19 protein-coding genes, 1 other RNA gene and 2 other annotated features are annotated in these 22,558 nt (G+C 37.2%); of the genes, 17 read left to right on the top strand and 3 right to left on the bottom strand.

Annotated elements, in window-relative coordinates:
- Positions 1–356: 356 nt before the first annotated feature.
- Positions 357–1,445, bottom strand: a complete 1,089-nt coding sequence (locus B494_RS20185; RefSeq protein ID WP_017472668.1) for an N-acetylmuramoyl-L-alanine amidase family protein — start codon at positions 1,443–1,445, stop codon at positions 357–359.
- Between the two features lie 159 nt (positions 1,446–1,604).
- Positions 1,605–1,826: a binding site (T-box leader), on the top strand.
- Between the two features lie 105 nt (positions 1,827–1,931).
- On the opposite strand from B494_RS20185, the gene hisS reads away from it, so the two are divergent.
- The 3 genes from hisS (at position 1,932) to ssrS (ending at position 5,266) form a co-directional block, all read left to right on the top strand.
- On the top strand, positions 1,932–3,197 hold the full coding sequence (gene hisS / locus B494_RS0112195; RefSeq protein ID WP_017472667.1) for a histidine--tRNA ligase: 1,266 nt from the start codon (positions 1,932–1,934) through the stop codon (positions 3,195–3,197).
- Between the two features lie 14 nt (positions 3,198–3,211).
- Entirely contained in the window at positions 3,212–4,993 is a 1,782-nt protein-coding gene (aspS, locus tag B494_RS0112190) for an aspartate--tRNA ligase (protein ID WP_017472666.1), read from the top strand.
- 85 nt (positions 4,994–5,078) lie between these two features.
- Positions 5,079–5,266: non-coding RNA, 6S RNA (gene ssrS / locus B494_RS20580), on the top strand.
- Positions 5,267–5,533: 267 nt separating this feature from the next.
- Here ssrS and B494_RS0112185 read toward each other — a convergent pair.
- On the bottom strand, positions 5,534–6,181 hold the full coding sequence (locus tag B494_RS0112185) for an RsfA family transcriptional regulator (protein ID WP_017472665.1): 648 nt from the start codon (positions 6,179–6,181) through the stop codon (positions 5,534–5,536).
- A 90-nt stretch (positions 6,182–6,271) separates the two neighbouring features.
- Positions 6,272–7,543, bottom strand: a complete 1,272-nt coding sequence (locus tag B494_RS0112180; RefSeq protein WP_017472664.1) for a replication-associated recombination protein A — start codon at positions 7,541–7,543, stop codon at positions 6,272–6,274.
- 519 nt (positions 7,544–8,062) lie between these two features.
- Between B494_RS0112180 and cymR the strand changes: the two genes are divergently transcribed.
- From cymR to udk, 14 genes are all read left to right on the top strand, one after another.
- Positions 8,063–8,482, top strand: coding sequence for a cysteine metabolism transcriptional regulator CymR (cymR, locus tag B494_RS0112175; protein ID WP_017472663.1), 420 nt, complete (start codon positions 8,063–8,065; stop codon positions 8,480–8,482).
- Positions 8,483–8,508: 26 nt separating this feature from the next.
- A complete protein-coding gene (locus tag B494_RS0112170) occupies positions 8,509–9,651 on the top strand; it encodes a cysteine desulfurase family protein (protein WP_017472662.1) in 1,143 nt (380 codons plus the stop codon).
- Positions 9,652–9,672: 21 nt separating this feature from the next.
- On the top strand, positions 9,673–10,782 hold the full coding sequence (gene mnmA, locus B494_RS0112165) for a tRNA 2-thiouridine(34) synthase MnmA (protein WP_017472661.1): 1,110 nt from the start codon (positions 9,673–9,675) through the stop codon (positions 10,780–10,782).
- Between the two features lie 164 nt (positions 10,783–10,946).
- On the top strand, positions 10,947–11,615 hold the full coding sequence (locus tag B494_RS0112160; RefSeq protein WP_017472660.1) for a tetratricopeptide repeat protein: 669 nt from the start codon (positions 10,947–10,949) through the stop codon (positions 11,613–11,615).
- Positions 11,616–11,630: 15 nt separating this feature from the next.
- On the top strand, positions 11,631–13,964 hold the full coding sequence (gene recD2, locus B494_RS0112155) for an SF1B family DNA helicase RecD2 (protein ID WP_017472659.1): 2,334 nt from the start codon (positions 11,631–11,633) through the stop codon (positions 13,962–13,964).
- A gap of 135 nt (positions 13,965–14,099) precedes the next feature.
- A complete protein-coding gene (locus tag B494_RS0112150; RefSeq protein ID WP_017472658.1) occupies positions 14,100–14,285 on the top strand; it encodes a hypothetical protein in 186 nt (61 codons plus the stop codon).
- The gene (locus tag B494_RS0112145) at positions 14,275–15,363 is read left to right on the top strand and encodes an AI-2E family transporter (RefSeq protein ID WP_017472657.1); all 1,089 of its coding nucleotides are present in this window, start codon (positions 14,275–14,277) and stop codon (positions 15,361–15,363) included. Before B494_RS0112150 ends, B494_RS0112145 begins: the two co-directional genes overlap by 11 nt.
- Positions 15,364–15,405: 42 nt before the next feature.
- Positions 15,406–15,613, top strand: a binding site (T-box leader).
- 162 nt (positions 15,614–15,775) lie between these two features.
- Positions 15,776–18,409: an alanine--tRNA ligase gene (alaS, locus tag B494_RS0112140; protein WP_017472656.1), complete on the top strand. Its 2,634-nt coding sequence runs from the start codon at positions 15,776–15,778 to the stop codon at positions 18,407–18,409.
- 95 nt (positions 18,410–18,504) lie between these two features.
- Positions 18,505–18,771: an IreB family regulatory phosphoprotein gene (locus tag B494_RS0112135; RefSeq protein WP_017472655.1), complete on the top strand. Its 267-nt coding sequence runs from the start codon at positions 18,505–18,507 to the stop codon at positions 18,769–18,771.
- 1 nt (position 18,772) lies between these two features.
- Complete coding sequence (ruvX, locus tag B494_RS0112130; protein ID WP_017472654.1) at positions 18,773–19,186, top strand: Holliday junction resolvase RuvX; 414 nt, start codon at positions 18,773–18,775, stop codon at positions 19,184–19,186.
- Between the two features lie 15 nt (positions 19,187–19,201).
- A complete protein-coding gene (locus B494_RS0112125) occupies positions 19,202–19,480 on the top strand; it encodes a DUF1292 domain-containing protein (protein WP_017472653.1) in 279 nt (92 codons plus the stop codon).
- A gap of 301 nt (positions 19,481–19,781) precedes the next feature.
- Positions 19,782–21,008 carry an endolytic transglycosylase MltG gene (mltG, locus tag B494_RS0112120; protein WP_017472652.1) on the top strand — a complete coding sequence of 409 codons (1,227 nt, stop codon included), beginning with the start codon at positions 19,782–19,784 and terminating at the stop codon, positions 21,006–21,008.
- Positions 21,009–21,171: 163 nt separating this feature from the next.
- Positions 21,172–21,810, top strand: a complete 639-nt coding sequence (locus tag B494_RS0112115; protein WP_017472651.1) for an O-methyltransferase — start codon at positions 21,172–21,174, stop codon at positions 21,808–21,810.
- A 12-nt stretch (positions 21,811–21,822) separates the two neighbouring features.
- Entirely contained in the window at positions 21,823–22,461 is a 639-nt protein-coding gene (gene udk / locus B494_RS0112110) for a uridine kinase (protein WP_017472650.1), read from the top strand.
- Positions 22,462–22,558: the final 97 nt, after the last annotated feature.

The raw sequence follows: 22,558 nt of genomic DNA, 5'->3' as shown, positions 1-22,558 counted from the left end.
TAACATTCCTCCACTGTGTGAAGAAGTACACTTCACACAGTGGATCCTCAGCTCGTGCTATTCCCACAGGATAAGGAAAGCATCCTCGATCATACATCGCACGAAGAAAATCGTACTTTATTTTCGAGGAGTCTACGTGTTTTTCCTACGCTTTGTTCAGAATGTTCGGATACACCATTTCATTATTTAGTTATGTTCCACCCTCTTTGTTATACGTTAGGAAAGCATTTAACAAATTGCGAAGTGAAATGACAAAGTAGCAAGTGATAAGAAACGCTCACACATTCGTTGAAGATCGAGCGAATCTAAGTTTTCTAATAGATGAAGAAGCACTTAATTATGAACTGGTTGTTATTTTAACTTGATTTATCATTAAAGTAGGCTTCCAATCCTTCAATAATCCCTTGACTAATGTTGAGTTGATAAGTATGCGATTGAATATTTTGTTCTTCTTCAGCATTTGATAGGAAACCAAGTTCAAGTAACAAACTCGGACGCTTAGATACTCTTAAAATGAGATAATCACCAGATTCGAAACCACGATCATTAGCTTCTGTTTTTTTAATTACAGCGCTGTGTACAGCTGTCGCTAACCCCTGATCGGTCTCATTTCGATAAAATGTATTAATACCAGTTGCTGATGGGAATTGGGGTTCGCTATTATAGTGAATACTTAAAAACACATCTGCATGAACGTAATTGGCTAAAGATGAGCGAGGCGTTAGGGCATAATAGAAATCATCATCGCGAGTCATATACACATTGGCACCAAGCAGTTCTAATTGATGTTGTAAGATTCTTGATGTGTATAGAGCATAGTCACTCTCGTATCGGTCAGTAACGCTAACGGCTCCCACATCATGTCCACCATGTCCAGGATCGATAACAATTGTTTTTCCTTGCAATGTAGCTAAAGTGCTGGATTGCTTATTAATCATTTCATCCACCACAATAGCTGGTATGTAACCGTGCTGTTCTTGCCATTCAACTTCTATCCAATCCTCATTTACATGATCAAGAACAGTTACTTCTTGATTATAGGGGATTTCATCAAGTTTAGTCGAATGGGCAGTGGGTTCACTTCGTAAGTTAACGACTTCAACTGGGATATTAAAAACATAAGGAAAGGAAAGAGGATCATCTCGTTTCGCTTCCGTGTCGTGATTGTTTGTATCTTGGCTAATCATTGAGGCATATTGACGACTCACCCAGCCGATTTCCCCATTGTAATCAATGGCAAACCAATCCACTTGTTCTTCTTCAAGAGGAAAGGTATCTCCATCATTTGCATGCCCCAAAGGATCATACTGCGTACCAGGTCCGCTTCGAATCAAAAGGTCATTTGTATCAATTCTAACCGATCGTGCAGATAGTATTGATGATGGTAATAAAATCAATAGCAAACAAATGGTTATAAAAATGATGATATGCTTTTTTGGAAACATAAAAAAACCCCTTCAAATGATGATCTCTTTTAATGATAATCAATAGTGAGTGTTAAAGTCAAAAAATTCTTTAGTGTGGTAAAGAATTTTAACAAATCAGCCTTGACAACAAGCGATCCAAACAGTAATATTATAAACAATTCTAATCATTAGATAAATTCAATACCAATGAGGGAAAGAGTAGTTAAAACATGCAGATGCAAGAGAGGAGATCTATTAGCTGAGAGGGTCTCTATCCGGCATTTTAATGAAAGACATTCCTTAGGTGCTATGTTGAACTTTTAGTAAGCATAGCCGCGGACAAGCGTTATTTGTTTAAAGTGGGGTTAATTGTTATTAATTCAACTAGGGTGGCAACACGGGTATTCGCTCGTCCCTTATTATAGGGAGGCGTTTTTTTTGTGTTTAAAACTATAAAAATTTTTCGCTCTTAACCCATTTACATAAAAGGTCTTTGATTTTAACTGAGCAATAGGAGGAAAGAAGATGATTAATTTACCAAGAGGGACTCAGGATATTCTTCCAGGAGAAAGTGAAAAATGGCAGTATGTTGAAAGCAAATTTAATGAGTGGTGCCGACGTTTCAATTATCAAGAAATACGAACACCAATATTTGAACACACTGAGTTATTTCAAAGAGGGGTCGGTGATACTACTGATATCGTCCAAAAAGAAATGTATACTTTTGATGATCGAGGGAATAGAAGTTTAACCTTGCGGCCAGAAGGAACAGCTTCAGTGGTGCGTGCATTTGTTCAACATAAATTGCACGGCGCAGCTAACCAACCACAGAAGTTATTTTACAGTGGTCCTATGTTTCGTTATGAACGACCACAACAAGGACGCATGCGTCAATTTGTTCAATTTGGAATTGAAGCATTAGGTAGTGTCGATCCTGCCATTGATGCCGAGGTGATTGGTTTGGCCATTTCTTTTTATCAAAGCTTTGGCCTGAAATCGTTACGCCTCGTTTTAAATTCACTTGGTGATCAAGTGAGTAGAGAACATCACCGTGAAGCACTAGTTAAACACTTTATGCCACATAAAGATGAATTATGCTCGGATTGTCAAAGTCGTTTAGAGAAAAATCCTTTACGGGTGTTAGATTGTAAAAAAGATAAAGATCATCCAGCAATGGCTAGCGCCCCTAAAATACTTGATTATTTATCAGAAGCTTCAGAACTTTATTTCGATCGATTAAAGACACATCTCGATGCCATGGGCATTCCTTATGTGGTCGACCCTAACCTTGTTCGAGGTTTAGATTATTATAATCATACAGCATTTGAAATTATGAGTGATGCAGAGGGATTTGGGTCAATTACTACACTTTCTGGTGGTGGACGTTACAATGGTCTCGTTGAAGATTTAGGAGGGCCAAGCACACCTGGAATTGGATTTGCTTTAAGTGTTGAGAGACTGTTAATGGCATTAGACGCAGAAGGGATACATCTGCCGATAGCTCAAGGCTTAGATTGTTATGTTGTTTCAATCGGTGAAAAATCTGAATTGAAAGCAGTCGAATTGGTTCATCAAATGCGCCTAGCTGGTATTCAAGTTGATAAAGATTACTTAAGCAGGAAAATGAAGGCTCAATTCAAGACGGCTGATCGTCAACAAGCGAAGTGGGTCGTTATTCTTGGTGATGAAGAAATATTAAATAAAGAAGCAATGGTTAAGAATATGGATAATGGTGAACAAACAGCTGTTAAACTTGACCAGCTCATTTCATATATTAAAGAACGGTTATAAGGGGGCTTATATTAATGACAGAACAACGTCAGCTTGCTGGTGAACTAACAAAAAAAAATATAGGAACAAAGGTATTACTTAAAGGATGGGTTCAGAAACGACGTGATCTAGGTGGCTTGATTTTTATTGATTTGCGTGACCGTTCTGGTGTCGTACAAGCTGTTTTTAATCCGGCAATCTCTGAAAAGGCGCTTTTGATAGCTGAAACAGTGAGAAGTGAGTACGTCATAGAGCTAGAAGGTGAAGTTGTTAAACGTGATACTGAAACGGTTAACACGAAGTTGAAGACTGGGGAAATTGAAGTGTCGGTAAATCACGTCAAGGTATTAAATGAAGCTAAAAATCCGCCATTTACTGTTTTGGAAGGTGATGATATTTCTGAAGATGTTCGTTTGAAATATCGTTATATCGATTTGCGCAGAGAATCGATGCAATACACATTTAAATTGCGACATCATGTTTCACAAGTTATTCGACAATACCTCAATGAACAAGGTTATTTAGAAATGGAAACGCCAATGCTGACCAAAAGCACACCAGAAGGTGCAAGAGACTATCTTGTTCCAAGTCGTGTTCATCAGGGGCATTTTTACGCTTTGCCACAATCGCCACAACTGTTTAAACAATTAATTATGATGGCTGGCTTTGAACGTTACTTTCAATTTGCGCGTTGTTTCCGTGATGAAGATTTGCGAGCAGATCGACAACCAGAGTTCACGCAAATTGATATTGAGACATCTTTTATGACAAGTGATGAAATTATCGAGATGACAGAGCAAATGATGAAGTGTATTATCAAAGATGTAAAAAGAAAAGATATTTCATTGCCATTACCAAGAATGACCTACGATGAAGCCATGTCACGTTATGGTTCTGATAAACCAGACACGCGTTTCGGATTAGAACTTATCGATGTATCTAAATTGGTTTTCAATTCAGAGTTTCAAGTGTTTTCAAGTGCAGTTTCATCTGGTGGGAAAGTAAGTGCGATTAATGTTGAAGGCCAAGCTGAGCAATTTTCAAGAAAAGATATTGATAAATTAACAGACTTTGTTAAGATATATGGCGCTAAAGGTTTGGCGTGGTTAAAAGTGGTTGAAGGGGAGTTGAAGGGGCCGATAGCTAAGTTTTTTGATCAGGCTGCTCAAACAGAATTAATCACACATTTATCTGCAAAGAATGGAGACTTACTTTTATTCGTTGCTGATCAAACGTCTGTTGTGTATGACAGTTTAGGTGCGCTAAGACAAAAGTTAGCAAAGGAATTAGATTTAATTGATACCGATCAATTCAACTTCTTATGGGTAACGGATTGGCCACTATTAGAGTATGATGAAGATGCTGGTCGCTATTTTGCAGCACATCATCCATTTACATCACCGATCGCATCTGATTTGGATAAACTTGAAACAGATCCTGGCTCTGTTAAAGCAGAGGCCTATGATCTAGTTCTCAATGGATTTGAACTAGGAGGCGGTTCACTTCGTATTCATCAAAAGGCGTTACAGGAGCAAATGTTTAAGGTGCTTGGTTTTTCAAAAGAAGAAGCGAGTGAGCAGTTTGACTTCCTGTTACAGGCTCTTGAGTACGGTGCTCCTCCACACGGCGGTATTGCTTTAGGCTTTGACCGTTTAGTTATGCTGTTAGCTGGTAAAACAAATTTACGAGACACGATACTATTTCCTAAAACAGCATCAGCTTCAGATCCATTGACAAATGCGCCTGGACAAGTAAGTTCAAAGCAATTAGACGAACTTCATTTACAACGATTAAACAAAGGAAATAAAGAAGAGTAGGACGTTGTAACCCTTTGCATAATTGCTTGATTATTTGTTTGATATATGCTAATATATGTACAGAAGTCAATAATGAATCGGTTAACAAATCCTGATGTGTGCGTTGAAATTATTAATGTTTTGACCGAACATTATAAAGTCGGGAGCTTGACGTTTCCTTGTGGATTACATGCCTTGTTGTTGTGTTGAGGAAGTAAAAAGCAGGGGACAAAGCACCCACCTGCCAAGAGCGGGTTCAAAACTTTTTATTTAGACGGCACGATCGGGATTGATTTATTGACCAACTAATAAGCGCTCATTTCACTAGTGAAATGAGCGCTTTCTATTCATGTATGGTCATTGATTTATTTGAAGATCTTTCTATAAAAAAGGAGCTGTGCTTAAAAAGGACAGCTCCTTTTTTTAATAGAGAACGATAAATTTCTCTATTCTAACATATTCTTTTAACGGTAAATGACATTTAATGAGGTATAACACAACAATGATAAACGTATGGATAGTCTTGTGAAGTCTGAACACTAATTAGATAATAGTCCACACTTATCTTGCTACTTGCTCTAGATTTCCGTTTTTGTCCATTATAAAAGTTGGTAGTTTTTTCTCATCTTCGTCACTAAATACCACCATTTTTCTTGCGCGGTCCATAATCTTTAAGAAAGTTTGATAATCTTCTTGAACCGTCTCTAACTGCTTCTGCAATGATTCAACCTCTTGCGTTAACTGTTTATTTTCAGTAACTAATGCATGGTGCTTCTGTTCAAGCTCACTATATGCCATGACTTGTTTATTAGATTGCTCTGTTTGCTTCTTTAGGTCAACTAAATAATGAATAACCGCATTTAAATCTAAAGTATCTTGTTTAGAATGATTGTAGAGTTGCTTTTCTACCTGCTCATTATTCTCCTCTTTAAAGAGGGAGGTGCTCGCCTGATTGGGTTTATGTTGACGTAATTGCTCGCGTTTATTTTGCTTTCTTTGACGCTTGGCAATGGCAACAGCCTGGTCATAGTTTTGTCGAACTTCAGCATTCCATCTAAATCCGCAAGCGGCTGAGGTACGGTTTAGTTGATCGCCAACTTCTTCAAAAGCATTTAATTGTGTACTTCCTTCCCGAATATGTCGCAACACAGTTTCCGCCAAGAGAAGATCATCTTCATGTGACCAAGCATCTTGTCTAACTTTCGCCATTCTTTTCACTCCTTAGTCAATTGATCTACTTAGTAACTTGTCAGATCAATAGGTTGTTTATAAGAAAAGTATGGTCAAAACCTAGTTTATTTATTCATGATTATTTAATTGCTCGTACATCTGTTTTAATGCCCGTTCAAATTTGCCGGTATCTAATGGTTTATAATATTTTTTATCTTTTAAAGGGTCAGGTAAGTATTGTTGTTTAATCCAGCCACCCGGATAATTGTGTGGATATTTATACTCTACACCACGTCCAAGTTTACTTGCTCCTTGGTAATGGCTATCTTTTAAATGTATTGGAACATCACCAATTTGTCCGTGCCTAATATCATAGAGCGCTTCATCCAATGCTTTATAAGCTGAGTTAGACTTTGGTGATAAACATAGCTCGACGATAGCAACAGCTAAGGGGATCCGTGCTTCTGGAAACCCAATTCGTTCAGCAGCTTCAATAGCGGCTAAAGTACGTGGACCTGCTTGAGGATTAGCCAGGCCAATATCTTCATAGGCGATCACTGTCATGCGTCGTGCTATGCTATCCAAGTCACCAGCTTCAATCAAACGCGCTAGGTAGTGTAAGGCGGCATTTACATCACTCCCTCGGATTGACTTTTGAAAAGCAGAAAGTACATCGTAGTGGGCGTCACCATTTTTATCATGGGAAAAACTTTTTTTCTGCATACAAGATTCAGCTACGGTTAAATCAACATTAACGATTTGATTAGCAGATGTCTTAGTGGAGAAGGCAGCTAGTTCTAATCCATTTAATGCAGCGCGTAAATCACCATTAGCTGATTGCGCGAAGTGATCAAGAGCTTCCGGTGTAATGCTTAGTTGCCGATTTCCAAGCCCATGCTCGACATCGTCAATGGCGCGAGCTAACGCTTGTTTAATTTCAGTCGTGCTAAGTTGATGCAACTCAAATAAATGAACACGGCTCCGGATCGCAGGGTTTATTGCGTGATACGGATTACTTGTTGTGCAGCCGATTAAAGTAATCAGATTGCTTTCAACATGAGGCAGCAAGTAATCTTGCTTGCCTTTGTCTAACCGATGCACTTCATCCAAAATGATGACTAATGTGCCAGACATTTTTGCCTCTTCAACCGCTATCTCCATCTCTTTCTTTTTGTCTATTACAGCATTTAAAAGTTTGTAACGTAAGTTTAAGGATTTCGCTAATGCTATAGCCATCGATGTTTTCCCTGTTCCTGGGGGGCCAAATAAAATCATAGATGTGAGTCGTTCAGCATCAATCATACGACGAATGGTTTTGCACTCTCCTACAAGATGGTCTTGACCAATAATGTCATCAATATGAGCAGGACGTAGTCTGTAAGCTAAAGGTTGTTGTACCATATATTAATAACTCCTTCATTTTGTTAAAAGTAGCAAAGCTAAAAATGTATTTGACTTGACTTTAGTTATTTCTATCGTTTAGAATATTCTACATTTGTAGAGTAGCATAGTGAACGATTTTATTTCATTCCTACTTAGTTGTTTTTAAAACGATAGGGTGTCTTATATAGGAAGCATGACACCCTCCTGAGCTTGTAGAAGAATCGTAAGTTTGACTTTACCACAGTTAGCCACCCGTAAAATATTCAGCCAAATCAGAGAGTAAAGTAAATCTATTTAGGCAGGGATAACGGACGCTAATGTCCTGATCGACTCAACTAACCAGTGGGCGAAGAACAAAAACGTCCACAATTGAAGGTTCGTTTTATATATAGGATAAATGGTTAGGATTGCTTTCATCGTACTTATTTCAGCGTTGAAATGCAAGTAATAAATAATTCATGCTATAATAGCGAAGTAGCTAAAGAATGAATAAGTTAAATAGAATTTTATTGGTTAAAGGTATAGGAGAGGGTCATTATGAAAATTTCAACCAAAGGCCGTTACGGTTTAACCGTGATGATTGCATTAGCTAAACATACTGGCGAACGTCCAATGTCATTAAAAAGTATTGCACAGAGCCATGATTTGTCAGAGCATTATCTTGAACAGCTTGTTCCGGCATTACGTAATGCCGGTCTTGTCAAGAGTATTAGAGGAGCATATGGCGGCTATATGTTAGCAAAGGCTGCTAATGAGATTACAGCAGGCGACATTATTCGTATATTAGAAGGGCCTATTACACCTGTGGAAGGTATTGAAAATGAAGAACCCGCTAAGCAGGCTTTATGGATAAGAATTCGTGATGCAGTAAAAAATGTACTCGATACAACGACATTAGATGATTTATCAAAATATGATCAACTTGAAGATAACGAACCATATATGTTTTACATTTGAGAATTTTGAGCAGGGAGGTATGCATAGTGGATACCATTTATCTAGATCATGCTGCAACAACACCGATACATCCCGAGGTTATTAAAACTATGAGCGAAGTAATGGAAGAATCGTTTGGTAACCCTTCAAGTATACATGGATTTGGCAGACATGCTCGAGCTTTACTTGACGAAAGTAGACGTTATTTGGCACGTTCGATTGGGGCAGACGAAAAAGAAGTATATTTTACAAGTGGAGGCACAGAAGCAGACAATATTGCTTTAATCGGGGTTGCACAAGCAAATAAAAACAAAGGAAAACACATCATCACGACTCAAATTGAACACCACGGTATCTTACATGCCGCTGAACACCTAGAAGCTATCGGTTTTGAAGTGACTTATTTGCCTGTGGATGCGTATGGACAAGTGGACATTGAAATGTTTAAAAAACATTTAAGAGAAGATACCATCCTCGTTTCCATTATGATGATTAATAATGAAACAGGTGCCATACAGCCGATTAAGCAAATAGCAACTTTACTAGAAAGTCACCAAGCTTATTTTCATACGGACGCAGTACAAGCTTATGGGCTTAAGCCCATAAATGTTACCGACTTAGGTGTTGACTTAATGTCGATAACAGCTCATAAGTTTAATGGTCCAAAAGGGGTGGGCTTTCTTTATGCGAAACAAGGCGTGAAGTTTACCGCTTTATCACACGGAGGAGCACAAGAGCGCTTAAAAAGGGCTGGAACAGAAAACCTCCCGGCTATTGTTGGGATGAAACGTGCTATTGAAGTGATTGAAGAAAATAATTATTTAAATTTTGAACGGTATAAGCAATATAATGAACAGTTTTACACGCAATTAAAGGCTGCGTGTGAGTTTGTGGTCAACGGTCAATACGACAACCAATCACCTACTATTTTAAATGTCAGCTTCCCTAACACGAATGTTGAATCGTTGTTAATGAACTTAGATCTTGAGGGAGTTGCTGCCTCAAGTGGAAGTGCTTGTACAGCGGGATCACTTCAATCATCACATGTGTTAGTGGCGATGTATGGTGCTGATGATCCTCGAACGCAAAATTCCATTCGTTTTAGCTTTGGTCTAGCTAATAATCAAGATCAGATGATTGAAGCAGCCACCCGTGTTGCTCGTGTCGTCAACAGGTTAACTAAAAAATGATAAAAACAGGAGGTGTTAATGATGAGTAATAATGAAGATACGCGTGTAGTCGTTGGGATGAGTGGTGGCGTCGACTCATCAGTAACTGCCTTATTATTAAAACAACAAGGCTATGATGTTATCGGTATTTTTATGAAAAATTGGGATGATACGGATGATGAAGGATTCTGTACAGCTACAGAAGATTATGATGATGTAGTTAGAGTGTGTAATCAACTTAATATTCCTTATTTTGCGGTTAATTTTGAAAAACAATATTGGGATAAGGTATTTACTTATTTTTTAGATGAATATAAAGCAGGCCGAACACCCAACCCTGATGTTATGTGTAACAAAGAAATAAAATTTAAAGCTTTCCTTGACCATGCCTTATCATTAGGTGCTGATTATGTTGCTACCGGACATTATGCACAAACACGTATACGCGATGGGAAAGTGGAATTACTAAGAGGCGTTGATGACAATAAAGACCAAACGTATTTTCTTAATCAACTTTCCAGTGATGTTCTAAAGAAAGTAATGTTTCCACTTGGTCATCTACCAAAAAAAGAAGTCCGTAGAATAGCAAAAGAAAATGATCTTGTCACGGCGAATAAAAAAGATAGCACAGGCATCTGTTTTATTGGAGAACGTGATTTTAAAACCTTTTTAAGTGAGTATCTTCCCGCCCAACCTGGACGGATTCAGACGATGAGCGGTGAAGATAAAGGTCAACATGAAGGGTTAATGTATTATACCATTGGCCAACGGCAAGGATTAGGAATTGGCGGTCCGGGCGGTCCTTGGTTTGTGGTTGGGAAAAATTTAAAAGAAAATCTATTATATGTGGAAGCAGGGTATGATAATCAATATATGAAATCAGACCAATTGCTAGCTGTTGACATTAATTGGGTTAATGGAGCGCCAGCTGAGCAATTCACCTGTACAGCAAAGTTTCGGTATCGTCAAAAAGATAGTGAAGTCTCAGTTCGAATTCAAGCGGATCAAACCGTGCTTGTTAACTTTGCTAATAAAGAGCGAGCTGTTACACCAGGACAAGCTGTTGTTTTTTATCAAGGGGAAGTCTGTTTAGGTGGGGGAACGATTGACAAAGTTTTCAAAGCAGGTCAATCCTTAGACTATATAGGTTAAGGTTATGTTTATAACTGTAATAATCGGCCGTAAAAGGTTCACTGATTGAAGGTTCGTTTTAACATCTAGCAAGAAGATATAATCTTACTTGAAAAATACAGAACCGTAGACGTACGTTCTGTATTTTCCTAGTTTTTACTGTAAGTTGAGAGAGGTGGATGGAAATGGATTCGCTTGCCCAAGGAATAGAACAAATGAAGCATCAAGATTATCAGGGGGCAGCAGCTAGTTTTCAAGCTTATATAGAGCAATCTCCTGATGATCCAATTGGGTATATTAATTTTGGTAATGTGTTACTACATGTTGGTGATTCTACTCGAGCTGAACATTTTTTTCAACGTGCGATTGCCTTGGATCAAAATGCAGCGACTGCCTTTTATGGGTTAGGTAATCTGTATTTTGAGCAGGAAAAGTATAAGCAAGCCACGAAGTATTATAAAGATGCACTTACAAGCGGTTTAGAAGAAACAGATGTTTATTTTATGCTAGGGTTATCCTATCAAAACTTGTCTGATACTATTCACGCGTTACCATACTTTCAACGTGCAAGAGAGTTGAAAACAGAAGATATAGAAATAGCTTTTCAATACGGGTTAGCATTGGCACAAACGGATCAACTTGATAAAGCCACCCATTTATTTCGTGAAGTGATAGAAAAAGATCCGATGCATAGTGATGCATATTATAATCTAGCGATCGCTTTCCTATATCAAGAGCAGACTGATCAAGCGATAACGTATTTACAAAAAGTGTTAGCAATCGATTCTGAACATGAGATGGCGAAGCAAACTTTAGCACAGGTGCAATACATATTAGAAGAGGATCAGGATTAAAAGGGGTAATTTGTAATGGAAGAAAAGCAAAGCAATGAAGAGAAGCGCTACATAAAAGGAGAGCTCATTTATACCATTTATAATAATCAGACTGAGCATTTTTCCATTGCAAAAGTTAAAGTATTAGAGACAAATGAGGATTACAAGGAACCTGACCTTGTTGTCAAAGGGTATTTTAGTGAATTGCTACCAGGTGAAGCTTATCTTTTTTATGGTGAATTCGTTGAACATAAAAAATTTGGTCTTCAATATGAAGTTTCCCATTACAATCGTTATTTACCAGATACTAAAGAAGGTTTAATTGCCTATTTGTCTAGTGACCTGTTTCAAGGTATAGGTAAAACGATTGCAACAAGGATTGTCGATCAATTAGGCGAAACGGCTATTTCTAAAATACTTAATCATTCAGATGTACTTAGCTCAATAAAAGGGATGAATAAGGAACGTCAAGAAACCCTCGCTACACGCTTAAGAGAGCATCAAGGCTTTGACCATATTGTTGTTCATCTGTCGAAATTCGGGATCGGGTTGAAGATGGCTCAAAAAATCTATCAGGTTTATCAAGAGCAAGCGATAGATGTTTTAATGTCTAACCCTTATCAATATGTTTTTGATATTGAAGGATTTGGTTTTCACCGTGCAGATTTAATTGCTGTTCAAAATGACCTTGCTTTAAATCATCCATCACGCATTCGAGCAGGCTGTTTATACAGTCTACATGAGTCTATGCAAGAAGGACATGTTTATCTTCCGTTCGAAACGCTTATTCAACGTGTAAATAAACTATTAGAGGCACAACGTTATCAAATTGAAGTGACACAGATTAATCAGCAATTAATTGAAATGGAAGAAGAGGATTTTCTAGTTATTGATGAGGAAAGGGTTTATTTGCCTGTTCTTTATTATGCTGAAGCGGGTTTTTGTACGCAATTAAACCGACTTATTTCCAACCCTCATGACCAAGAAATAGTTGAAGCAGATTTGTTAAAAGTGGTAGGGGAAATAGAAGAAGAAGAGACGATTAGTTATGGTAAAGAACAGTATTTAGCGATCAAACAAGCATTAGCTGAAAAGCTTATGATCCTAACAGGTGGGCCTGGTACTGGAAAAACAACCGTTATTAAAGGGATCCTGCGTGCTTTTAGTTCACTGCATCAGCTTTCATTAGATTTATCAGATTACGATAGTAAAGCAAAATTCCCATTTATTTTAACGGCTCCGACGGGACGGGCAGCTAAAAGAATGACTGAATCCACAGGCCTTCCTGCCTTAACGATACACCGACTTTTGGGCTGGGATGGGCATGAAGGCTTTGAAAAGAATGAAGAAAATCAGTTGCAAGGACGCTTTCTGGTTGTCGATGAATTCTCTATGGTTGATATCTTTTTAGCTAATCAACTCTTTAAGGCCATTCCAAGCGATATGCAGGTTTTGCTAGTGGGTGATGAGGATCAGTTACCTTCTGTGGGACCTGGCCAAGTTTTAGCCGATTTAATAGCTAGTCAACAAATAACAGCGGTTCAACTTGATGAAGTTTATCGACAAAAGGAAGGTTCTAAGATTATTACACTGGCTCACCAGATTAAACACAATCAGGTTGAGCGTGATTCATTGGACAAATCTAATGACTTTAACTTTATTCCTTGTCAATCACAGACAATTCTTGACCTATTAAAACAGATTGTTAAAAAAGCTTTAGATAAAGGTTTTGAGTTAAAGGATATGCAAATATTAGCTCCTATGTATAAAACAAATATTGGAATTCATCAAATTAATCAAACGATCCAAGCGATCGTTAACCCGAAAAGAAAAGACGTAAGAGAAATGAGGACTAAGGATGCGACCTTTCGAACCGGTGATAAAGTGATTCAACTGGTTAATCAACCTGATGATGGTGTTTTTAATGGCGATATTGGTCAAATTACCGCTATTTTTAAAGAATCAGAGAATGTCGAGCAAGAAGAACAGCTTGTCGTCTCTTATGATGACAATGATGTCGTTTATAATCGTAAAGATTTACTGAATATCATGCATGCCTATTGTATTTCGATTCACAAATCTCAAGGTAGTGAATTTCCGATTATTGTGATGCCGGTAGATATGAGTTATCGGCGGATGTTAAAAAAGAATTTACTCTACACTGCGGTTACGAGGGCAAAACAATCATTAATTATATGTGGTAATCAACAGGCTTTTTTATCGGGTGTTAACGAAGAGGACACACGTAGACGGCATACAACATTGAAGGAGCGTTTAAGCCGTATTTTGGCTGATGATCAATATGCTAATCAAATAGAAAAAGCGATTGACGAAGAGGCTAGTCTTTCACCATTTGATTTTTTGACTTAATCTAACCTTTATGACATTAAGAATGAATTGTGAAATTGATTCAAACAATGAAATATTTATTTTATAGGTTTAAATAACGCCCTTTCTTTCCATAATAGTTATTAGGATAACAACGGAAGGAAAGGATGTTTTTTAATGCAGTGTATTAATTGTCAATCTAAGAATTTAGGAGAAATAGCACCAGGTCATTATTATTGTTGGAACTGCTTTATTGAGATGCGTAAACAACAAAATTTTTATCACATCCATGAAGTAGACTTAGATGGTAGTTTGCTATCTCTAGATGACTTATTCAGTGAAGATGAGCGCCGTGTCCAATGAACAACAAACGGAGCAGCCTAAGAAAAAGTTGAACTATCAACGCTACTATCACCTAGGTATCTTAATGATAATGGCATTAATTATCTTATTTCTAATCACACGCGTCTTTCCGAATTATTCAGTAGTTCTGATTAGCTTATATAAAATAATTTTGCCATTTTTTCTTTCTTTATTATTAGCCTATTTGTTCAACCCGATAGTATCGAAACTAACACAATTTCGACTTCCTAGGTGGGCAACTATTATCGTGTTATACTTGTTTATCGTCTGCACCGTTTCTGCTATTGTGTATTTTACATACCCCATCTTTATTGATCAAGCGAAACGATTAATCGATCAATTACCTTTACTTATAACGGGCTATCGGGATTGGATTAACCATTTTGATGATGTTATTGGTGTCTTGCCCGATGCTATTCATCAGGAGTTAGATGCAACATTTAATCAATTTGAGAAATTAAGTGCAGATTGGATTGAAAAAAGAATTATTGGTTTTACCTCTCTACATCAATACTTAATTAGTTTAGCTGTTGTGCCGGTATTACTTTATTACTTTTTACTGGAACCTAGTAAAATAAGAGCAAAGTTGTTCGCTTTGATCCCTAAAAAGTATCAAAAGCGTTCAAAACAATTATTAAAGAAAATTGATAAGGACCTCGGTTATTATATTAGGGGACAGTTGCTTATTTGCTTATTTGTTGCCTTAACGACGTATATCGTTTATCTCATCATTAAATTAGAGTTTTCTTTACTGCTTGCTTTATTTATGGGAATAATGAATATTATCCCATACTTTGGTCCGATTATCGGTGCTTTACCAGCTGTTCTGTTGGTGATAACGACCAGTCCATCAACCCTATTGTATTTATTAATCGGTATTATTGTTGTACAACTTGTAGAAAGTAATTTACTATCGCCATTAATCTTAGGGCGGAGCGTACACATCCATCCCGTTATTGTGATTCTCGTGTTGCTGATTGGAAGCGAGTTAGCTGGTATAATAGGGATGATTTTATCTGTTCCTATCTTTGTTATCATTAGAAGTGTGGCTAGTTGTCATTTGATTAGCCGTGATTGACAGATTTATTAAATTTCTCTATAATATCCAAAGTAGTAATAGTTTAAAGCGTAGAAGAACAATAGTATGTAACAGTCCATTTGAAGAGAGGCAAATCTATAGCTGAAAGATTTGCTAAATGAAGGGTTACAGAAGCTCGTTCAGAGTGCAAGTTAATCACTTGTCGGTGAATACCGTTATCAATGAACAAAGGTGATAGTTTAACAAACTATAATCAGGGTGGTACCGCGAATATACTCTCGTCCCTGCATTTTATGCAGTGTTGGGAGTTTTTTTAATGCGATTAAGTACCAATAATGAGGCGAGTAAAGCGTTAAATTACATAAAAGTTTGTGGAACAAGGGTGAAGTGACAATGCTGTAAGAGGTATAACCGAACGACTGAGTCAATGAAATTATAGGAGGAATGTAAAGTGAAACGATTAACGTCAGCAGAAGTAAGACAACTCTACTTAGATTTTTTTAAGGAAAAAGGGCATAAAATAGAACCAAGCGCGCCTTTAGTTCCTAACGAGGACCCGACATTACTATGGATTAATAGCGGTGTAGCTACACTAAAAAAATATTTTGATGGACGTGTGATTCCTGATAATCCACGGATTGTTAATGCACAGAAATCGATTCGTACAAATGATATTGAGAACGTGGGGTATACCGCACGCCATCATACTTTTTTTGAAATGCTTGGTAATTTTTCTATTGGTGATTACTTTAAGAAAGAAGCTATTGAATTTGCTTGGGAATTCTTAACTGATAAACGTTGGATAGGTTTTGATCCAGCGAAGCTATCTGTTACGGTTCATCCTGAAGACGATGAGGCTTTTCATCTTTGGAAAGATCATATTAAGTTACCAGAGCAACGTATTATTCGATTAGAAGAAAATTTCTGGGATATAGGTGAAGGGCCAAGTGGACCAAATACTGAGATTTTTTATGATCGGGGCGAAGCATTTGGTAATGATCGAAATGATCCTGAGTTGTATCCAGGAGGAGAGAATGATCGTTACTTAGAGATTTGGAACCTTGTTTTTTCACAATTTAATCACAATCCTGATGATAGTTATACCCCATTGCCGAAAAAAAATATTGATACGGGTATGGGACTTGAAAGAATGGTATCAGTCATTCAAGATACACCGACTAATTTTGAAACAGACCTATTCTTACCAATTATTCGCCATGTTGAAAAAATGACTAAAGTGAAATATGGAGAAGCTAAAGGAACAGATACGGCTTTCAAGGTAATTGCTGACCACATAAGAACAGTTACTTTTGCTGTTGCAGATGGAGCGCTACCGTCAAATGAAGGGCGGGGTTACGTACTTCGTCGCCTGCTTCGCCGCGCCGTTAGATTTGCTAAACAGCTTGGCATTGATAAACCATTTATGCACCAGTTAGTAACAACAGTCGTTCATATAATGGAAAGTTTTTATACAGAGGTTAAGAAGAAAGCTGATTTTATTGCAAATGTTATTCAAAATGAAGAGGAACGCTTTCACGAAACATTGAACGACGGTTTGGCTATTCTAGCCACCATTATTGAAAAAGAGCGGGATGCTGGCTCAACTGTTTTTCCAGGGTCAGAAGTGTTTCGCTTATATGATACTTATGGTTTTCCTAAAGAATTGACAGAAGAATATGTTGGTGAAGCAGGGTTTACGATCGATCTAGCTGGTTTTGAATTAGAAATGAAAGCACAACGCGATCGTGCAAGGGAAGCCCGTCAGAAAATAGATTCTATGCAAATTCAAGATGACGTGTTTAGTGAGTTGTCAGTTGATAGCACATTTATCGGCTATGACTATCATACGATAAAAACAACAGTCGAAGCCATTATCCAAGACAAACGTTTGGTCACCCAATCTTCTCAACAAGAGGTTTACCTTGTGTTAAAGGAAACACCTTTTTATGCGGAAAGTGGTGGACAAATTGCTGATACAGGTTCAATACATGCATCTAAAAATCAAGCATTTGTATTGGATGTCAAAAAAGCACCTAAAGGTCAGCACTTGCACCGAGTTAAAATAGATGAGGGCTATTTTTCTGTTGGTGATGATGTTGAAGTTAGAATAGATCGCCAAAATCGACAGGCGATTGAGAAGAATCATACAGCTACACACTTACTACACCAAGCTCTAAAAGATGTACTAGGTGATCATGTCAACCAAGCAGGGTCGCTTGTAGATATGGATCGTCTGCGTTTTGACTTTTCACATTTCAGTGCAGTTACACCTGAGCAACTAGAGGAAATTGAACGTATAGTTAATCAAAAAATCTGGGATGCATTAGAGGTAAACACTGGTATATATCCAATCAATGAAGCAAAACAGATGGGCGCGATGGCTCTATTTGGAGAGAAATATGGTGATCAGGTTAGGGTTGTGAAAATAGGTAACTATAGCATTGAATTATGTGGAGGGTGTCATGTTAATAACACATCTGAAATAGGATTGTTTAAATTGACTAGTGAATCAGGGATAGGTGCAGGTACAAGACGAATTGAAGCAACGACTGGGAAAGGTGCATACATCTATACAAACATACAACAAAAAACACTCCAATCCGCTGCTGAAATGCTGAAAACTAGTCAAGAACAGGTTCCAGACAAGATTAATGGACTGTATGGTGAGATTAAACAATTACACCGTGAAAATGCTACATTAAATCAGAAGTTATCATCATTAGAAGCCTCAGCAATTTTAGGGAAAGTTGAAAAAATTAATGGCATTCCTGTTCTTGTGGAGAAAGTTGATGTGAATGATATGAATCAGCTTCGTTCTATGGTAGATGATTTAAAACAAAAGCTGGGAACAGGTATTGTTTTATTAGCAACAGTAAATGATAGTAAAGTTCAGTTAGCTGCAGGTATTTCTAAAGATCTTATAGATAAAGGATACCATGCCGGAAAGCTGATTAAAGAAACGGCATCTATTTGTGGCGGCGGCGGCGGCGGTCGACCAGACATGGCGCAAGCAGGGGGTAAAAATCCAGAACAAGTACCTGCAGCCTTAAATCATGCAAAAACATTTATTTCATCAATTGGTTAACTTGTTATTTGCTATCTTTTAAAGGTATAATGGTAGCAAGTGGCGAATTAAGAAAGTATAGGATAGATTTATTTTATGATGTGGGGGTGTTATGCATGGATTCAATGGATAAAACCATGAAATTTGACTTTTCCGAAGAGCCCATTGAAGAGAATGTTAATGATGTATTGCTAACGGTTTATCAAGCATTACAGGAGAAAGGTTATCATCCAATTAATCAAATTGTCGGTTATTTATTATCAGGTGATCCAGCCTACATTCCAAGATATAAAGATGCAAGAAATATGATTAGACGTATTGATCGTGATGAGTTAATTGAAGAACTCGTCAAGTATTACATTAGTCAACACAAAGAGGTATAAAATGAAGAAAATGGGTTTGGATGTAGGTTCTAAAACAATTGGTGTAGCAATAAGTGATGCTTTAGGGTGGACAGCACAAGGGATAACGACGATAAAGTGGGATGAGAAGGATTTCACCACAGCTGATGCTGCACTAATATCAATATTTGAACAACATGACATTTCAGAGATTGTTATTGGATTACCTAAGCATATGAATGGTTCAATCGGTGAGCGTGGAGAAGCCTCACAATTATATGCCAATTATTTAGAAGAAAAATATAATATAAAGACAGTACTTTGGGATGAAAGGTTATCAACGATGGCAGCTGAGCGCGTTTTATTAGAAGCAGATGTTAGTCGTGGTAAACGGAAGAAAGTCATTGATAAAATGGCAGCAGTTATGATTCTACAAGGGTATTTAGATGCCCAATAAACGGAGGTCGTCAAAATGACATTATCAGAAAATGAACGGATTATTATCCCAGATGAGAATGGAGAAGAACATCTGTTTGAAGTTTTGTTCACATTTGATGTTGAACAAAACAACCAATCTTACTTAGCTGTCGTTCCTGTTGAACAGACAGATGATGAAGAACAAGAAGTTTTTGCTTTTCGTTATGAAGCAAAAGAAAGTGAAGACGACTTAGCTTTATTTGCAATCGAATCAGATGAAGAGTGGGATATGGTTGAAGAAATGTTAAATACATTAATCGATGAAGATATTTAAGTAATAAAAAATAGATAAAGTCGTCCCCCTGAAAGTTAGAGGAAATCCTAACTCTCAGGGGGGCTTTATTATGTCATGTGATAAGGGGTTAGTAATTGCAATTTGTGGACACTTCCTGAGAAAATGATTTGACACTGTATTCTTTGACCTATGTTGCTATTTTCCAATGTATACGTTTGGTAATAGTAAGAGCCATTATAAAATTCACGCCCTACCATAAATAAAAAATTGTAAAAATTATAGATAAAACCTCATTTTTTGTAGTATAATGAATCGGATGATGAAGGGAGGAGGTTTTTTAATGACCAATTCAGATCAAGATCAAAATCAGACAAAAAAAGCTGATAAGCAAGAACATACCCATATAAATGAAAATGATGCACAAATAGATGAAAGTAATTTAGAACGGGATACTAAAATAGAACCTGGGCATAATTCTTTACAACAAAGAAAAGAAGTTAGTGCTGTTAGAAAAATAGTTCTTACCGTGATTATATTGTCCATTGCATTAATTGTAATAGGAGGAATCTCTGCCTACAAATACATTATGAATGGATTATCACCGGTAGATGCAACTAGTGATGAGGTTATCACTATACAAGTTCCTTTGGGCTCGTCAAGTTCTAATATCGCTAACCTGTTAGAAGAGGAAGGGATTATTAACAATGCTCTAATCTACCAACTCTATACAAGAATCAACAATATGGGTGATTTCCAAGCAGGTGAATACGAATTATCTCCTTCAATGACGCTTGCTGAAGTGTCAGAATCGCTACAATCAGGTACGGTAATGAGAGAAGCATTGTTTAATGTGACCATACCTGAGGGCAGAACGCTAGAGGAGATAGCGGAGCTATATGAGAATAATGCAAATGTTGATGCAGGTGCGTTTATGGAGGCAATGGAAGATGAGGAATATATAAGATCGTTAATTGATCAATATCCAAATGTATTGTCCGAAGACATTTTGCAAGATGACATTCGTTATCCTTTAGAAGGCTACTTATTTGCAGCCACTTACCCTTTTTATGAAGAAAATCCTTCTGTGGATGACATTGTTACCTCTATGTTAGATAAAACAGAAGATGTATTAAGTGATTACTATCAGGAAATAAATAACTTAGATGACTTTACTGTACATGATGTGATCACATTTGCCTCATTAGTTGAACGTGAAGCAAGAGATGAAGAAGAAAGAATGCTTATAGCGGGTGTGTTTTATAATCGACTTGAAGAAGGGATGCGCCTAGAAACTGATCCAACTGTACTATATGCACATGGAGAACACAAAGATCGTGTCTTTTTCAGTGATCTAGAAATCGAGTCACCGTATAATACGTATCAGATTCAAGGCCTCCCAATAGGACCTATATCTAATTTTGGTGAAAGTTCTTTACGGGCTGTTCTTAATCCTGCTGAGACAAACTATCTATTCTTTGTTGCAGCGCCAGATGGTGAAATTTATTACTCGGAAACATTTGAAGAGCACAGAGATTTAGCAAATGAACATCTTGATCGTGACTTGTAAGCTTGAATCAGGGACAAGCATCGCTTATCCCTGATTTTCTCTGTTGTTCTTGGCGAGGATATCGTAATGGATACAGGGCATCATCAAGTCCAAAAAAGCTATTGAATACTCTATTTAAGTGGTGCAAATTAAGCTTAAAAAGAAACAGAGGTGAAATCTTTAGATGAACAACCTGTTTAAAACATACTTAGAGCCCTTACAGCCATCGTCACCAAATTGGGCTTCCATATTAGAAAAAGAGGCTGAACAAAATGGTATTCCCATTATGGAACGTGATGGCATTGCCTTCCTAAAGCAAATGGTTAAACTAAAGCAACCCCAAAAAATATTAGAAATTGGAACAGCGATTGGCTACTCGGCTCTACAAATGCAAGAGGCTTGCTTGTCCGCTACTATAGTAACCATTGAAAGAGATTCAGCGCGCTACGAGCAAGCAAAACAGCACGTTGAAAAATTTAGCAAAAATAAAAAAATTGATTTATTGTATGGAGATGCGCTAGAATGTGTAAGTGATATTCAGAAACGTGGCCCCTATGATTTGGTATTTATTGATGCGGCCAAAGGTCAAAATCAGCGATTTTTCGAATGCTTCTCCGAATTTGTGACAAGTAATGGGGTTATTATTACTGATAATGTTTTATTCAAAGGATATGTTATTGATGCAAGTGATGCTTCTAAACGCATGCAAGCTTTAGCGAAAAAAATCGACCGTTACAACCGATGGTTAAGTGAACATCCTTACTATGAAACAGTTATTATTCCAATTGGTGATGGGGTAGCTGTCACAACAAAAAGACACTAAAGGGGTTAAATAATGAAAGTGAATAATGATAAGCCGATAGTAATAGGTGTAGCAGGTGGATCTGGGTCAGGAAAGACATCTGTAACACGAGCTATTTGCGAACGATTTGTTGATAAATCAATTCTTGTAATGGAACAGGATTTTTATTATAAAGATCAATCACATTTACCATTTGAAGAGCGATTGAAAACAAACTATGATCATCCATTTGCATTTGATAATGATTTGCTCATCGATCATCTTCAAAAATTGTTAACACATCAATCGATAAATAAACCTATCTATGATTTTAAACGTCATACCCGATCAGAAGAAACGATGTTTATACATCCCAAAGAAGTCATCATTCTTGAAGGTATTCTTATCTTGGAAGATCAAAGGTTGATCGACATGATGGATATTAAGGTATTTGTTGATACAGACCCTGATCTACGTATTATTAGAAGGTTATTGCGTGATATTAATGATCGTGGGCGAACGATTGATTCAGTCATTGATCAATATTTAAATGTCGTAAGACCAATGCATTTACAATTTATTGAACCGACTAAACGATATGCTGACATTATTATTCCTGAAGGTGGAGAAAATCATGTCGCCATTGATTTAATGGCAACGAAGGTAGAAACGATTTTATCCAGAAAAAAATAGCATTGTAGCACTTAGCGCATACTTAAGCTAATATGCGCTATATAAAATTTTCTAAAAAAACTATTGAAATTAATTAGAAAATCTGCCATAGTATTGG

The organism is Amphibacillus jilinensis Y1 (assembly GCF_000306965.1).
Lineage (GTDB): Bacteria > Bacillota > Bacilli > Bacillales > Amphibacillaceae > Amphibacillus_C > Amphibacillus_C jilinensis.
This window is presented reverse-complemented; position numbering and strand designations above follow the sequence as displayed.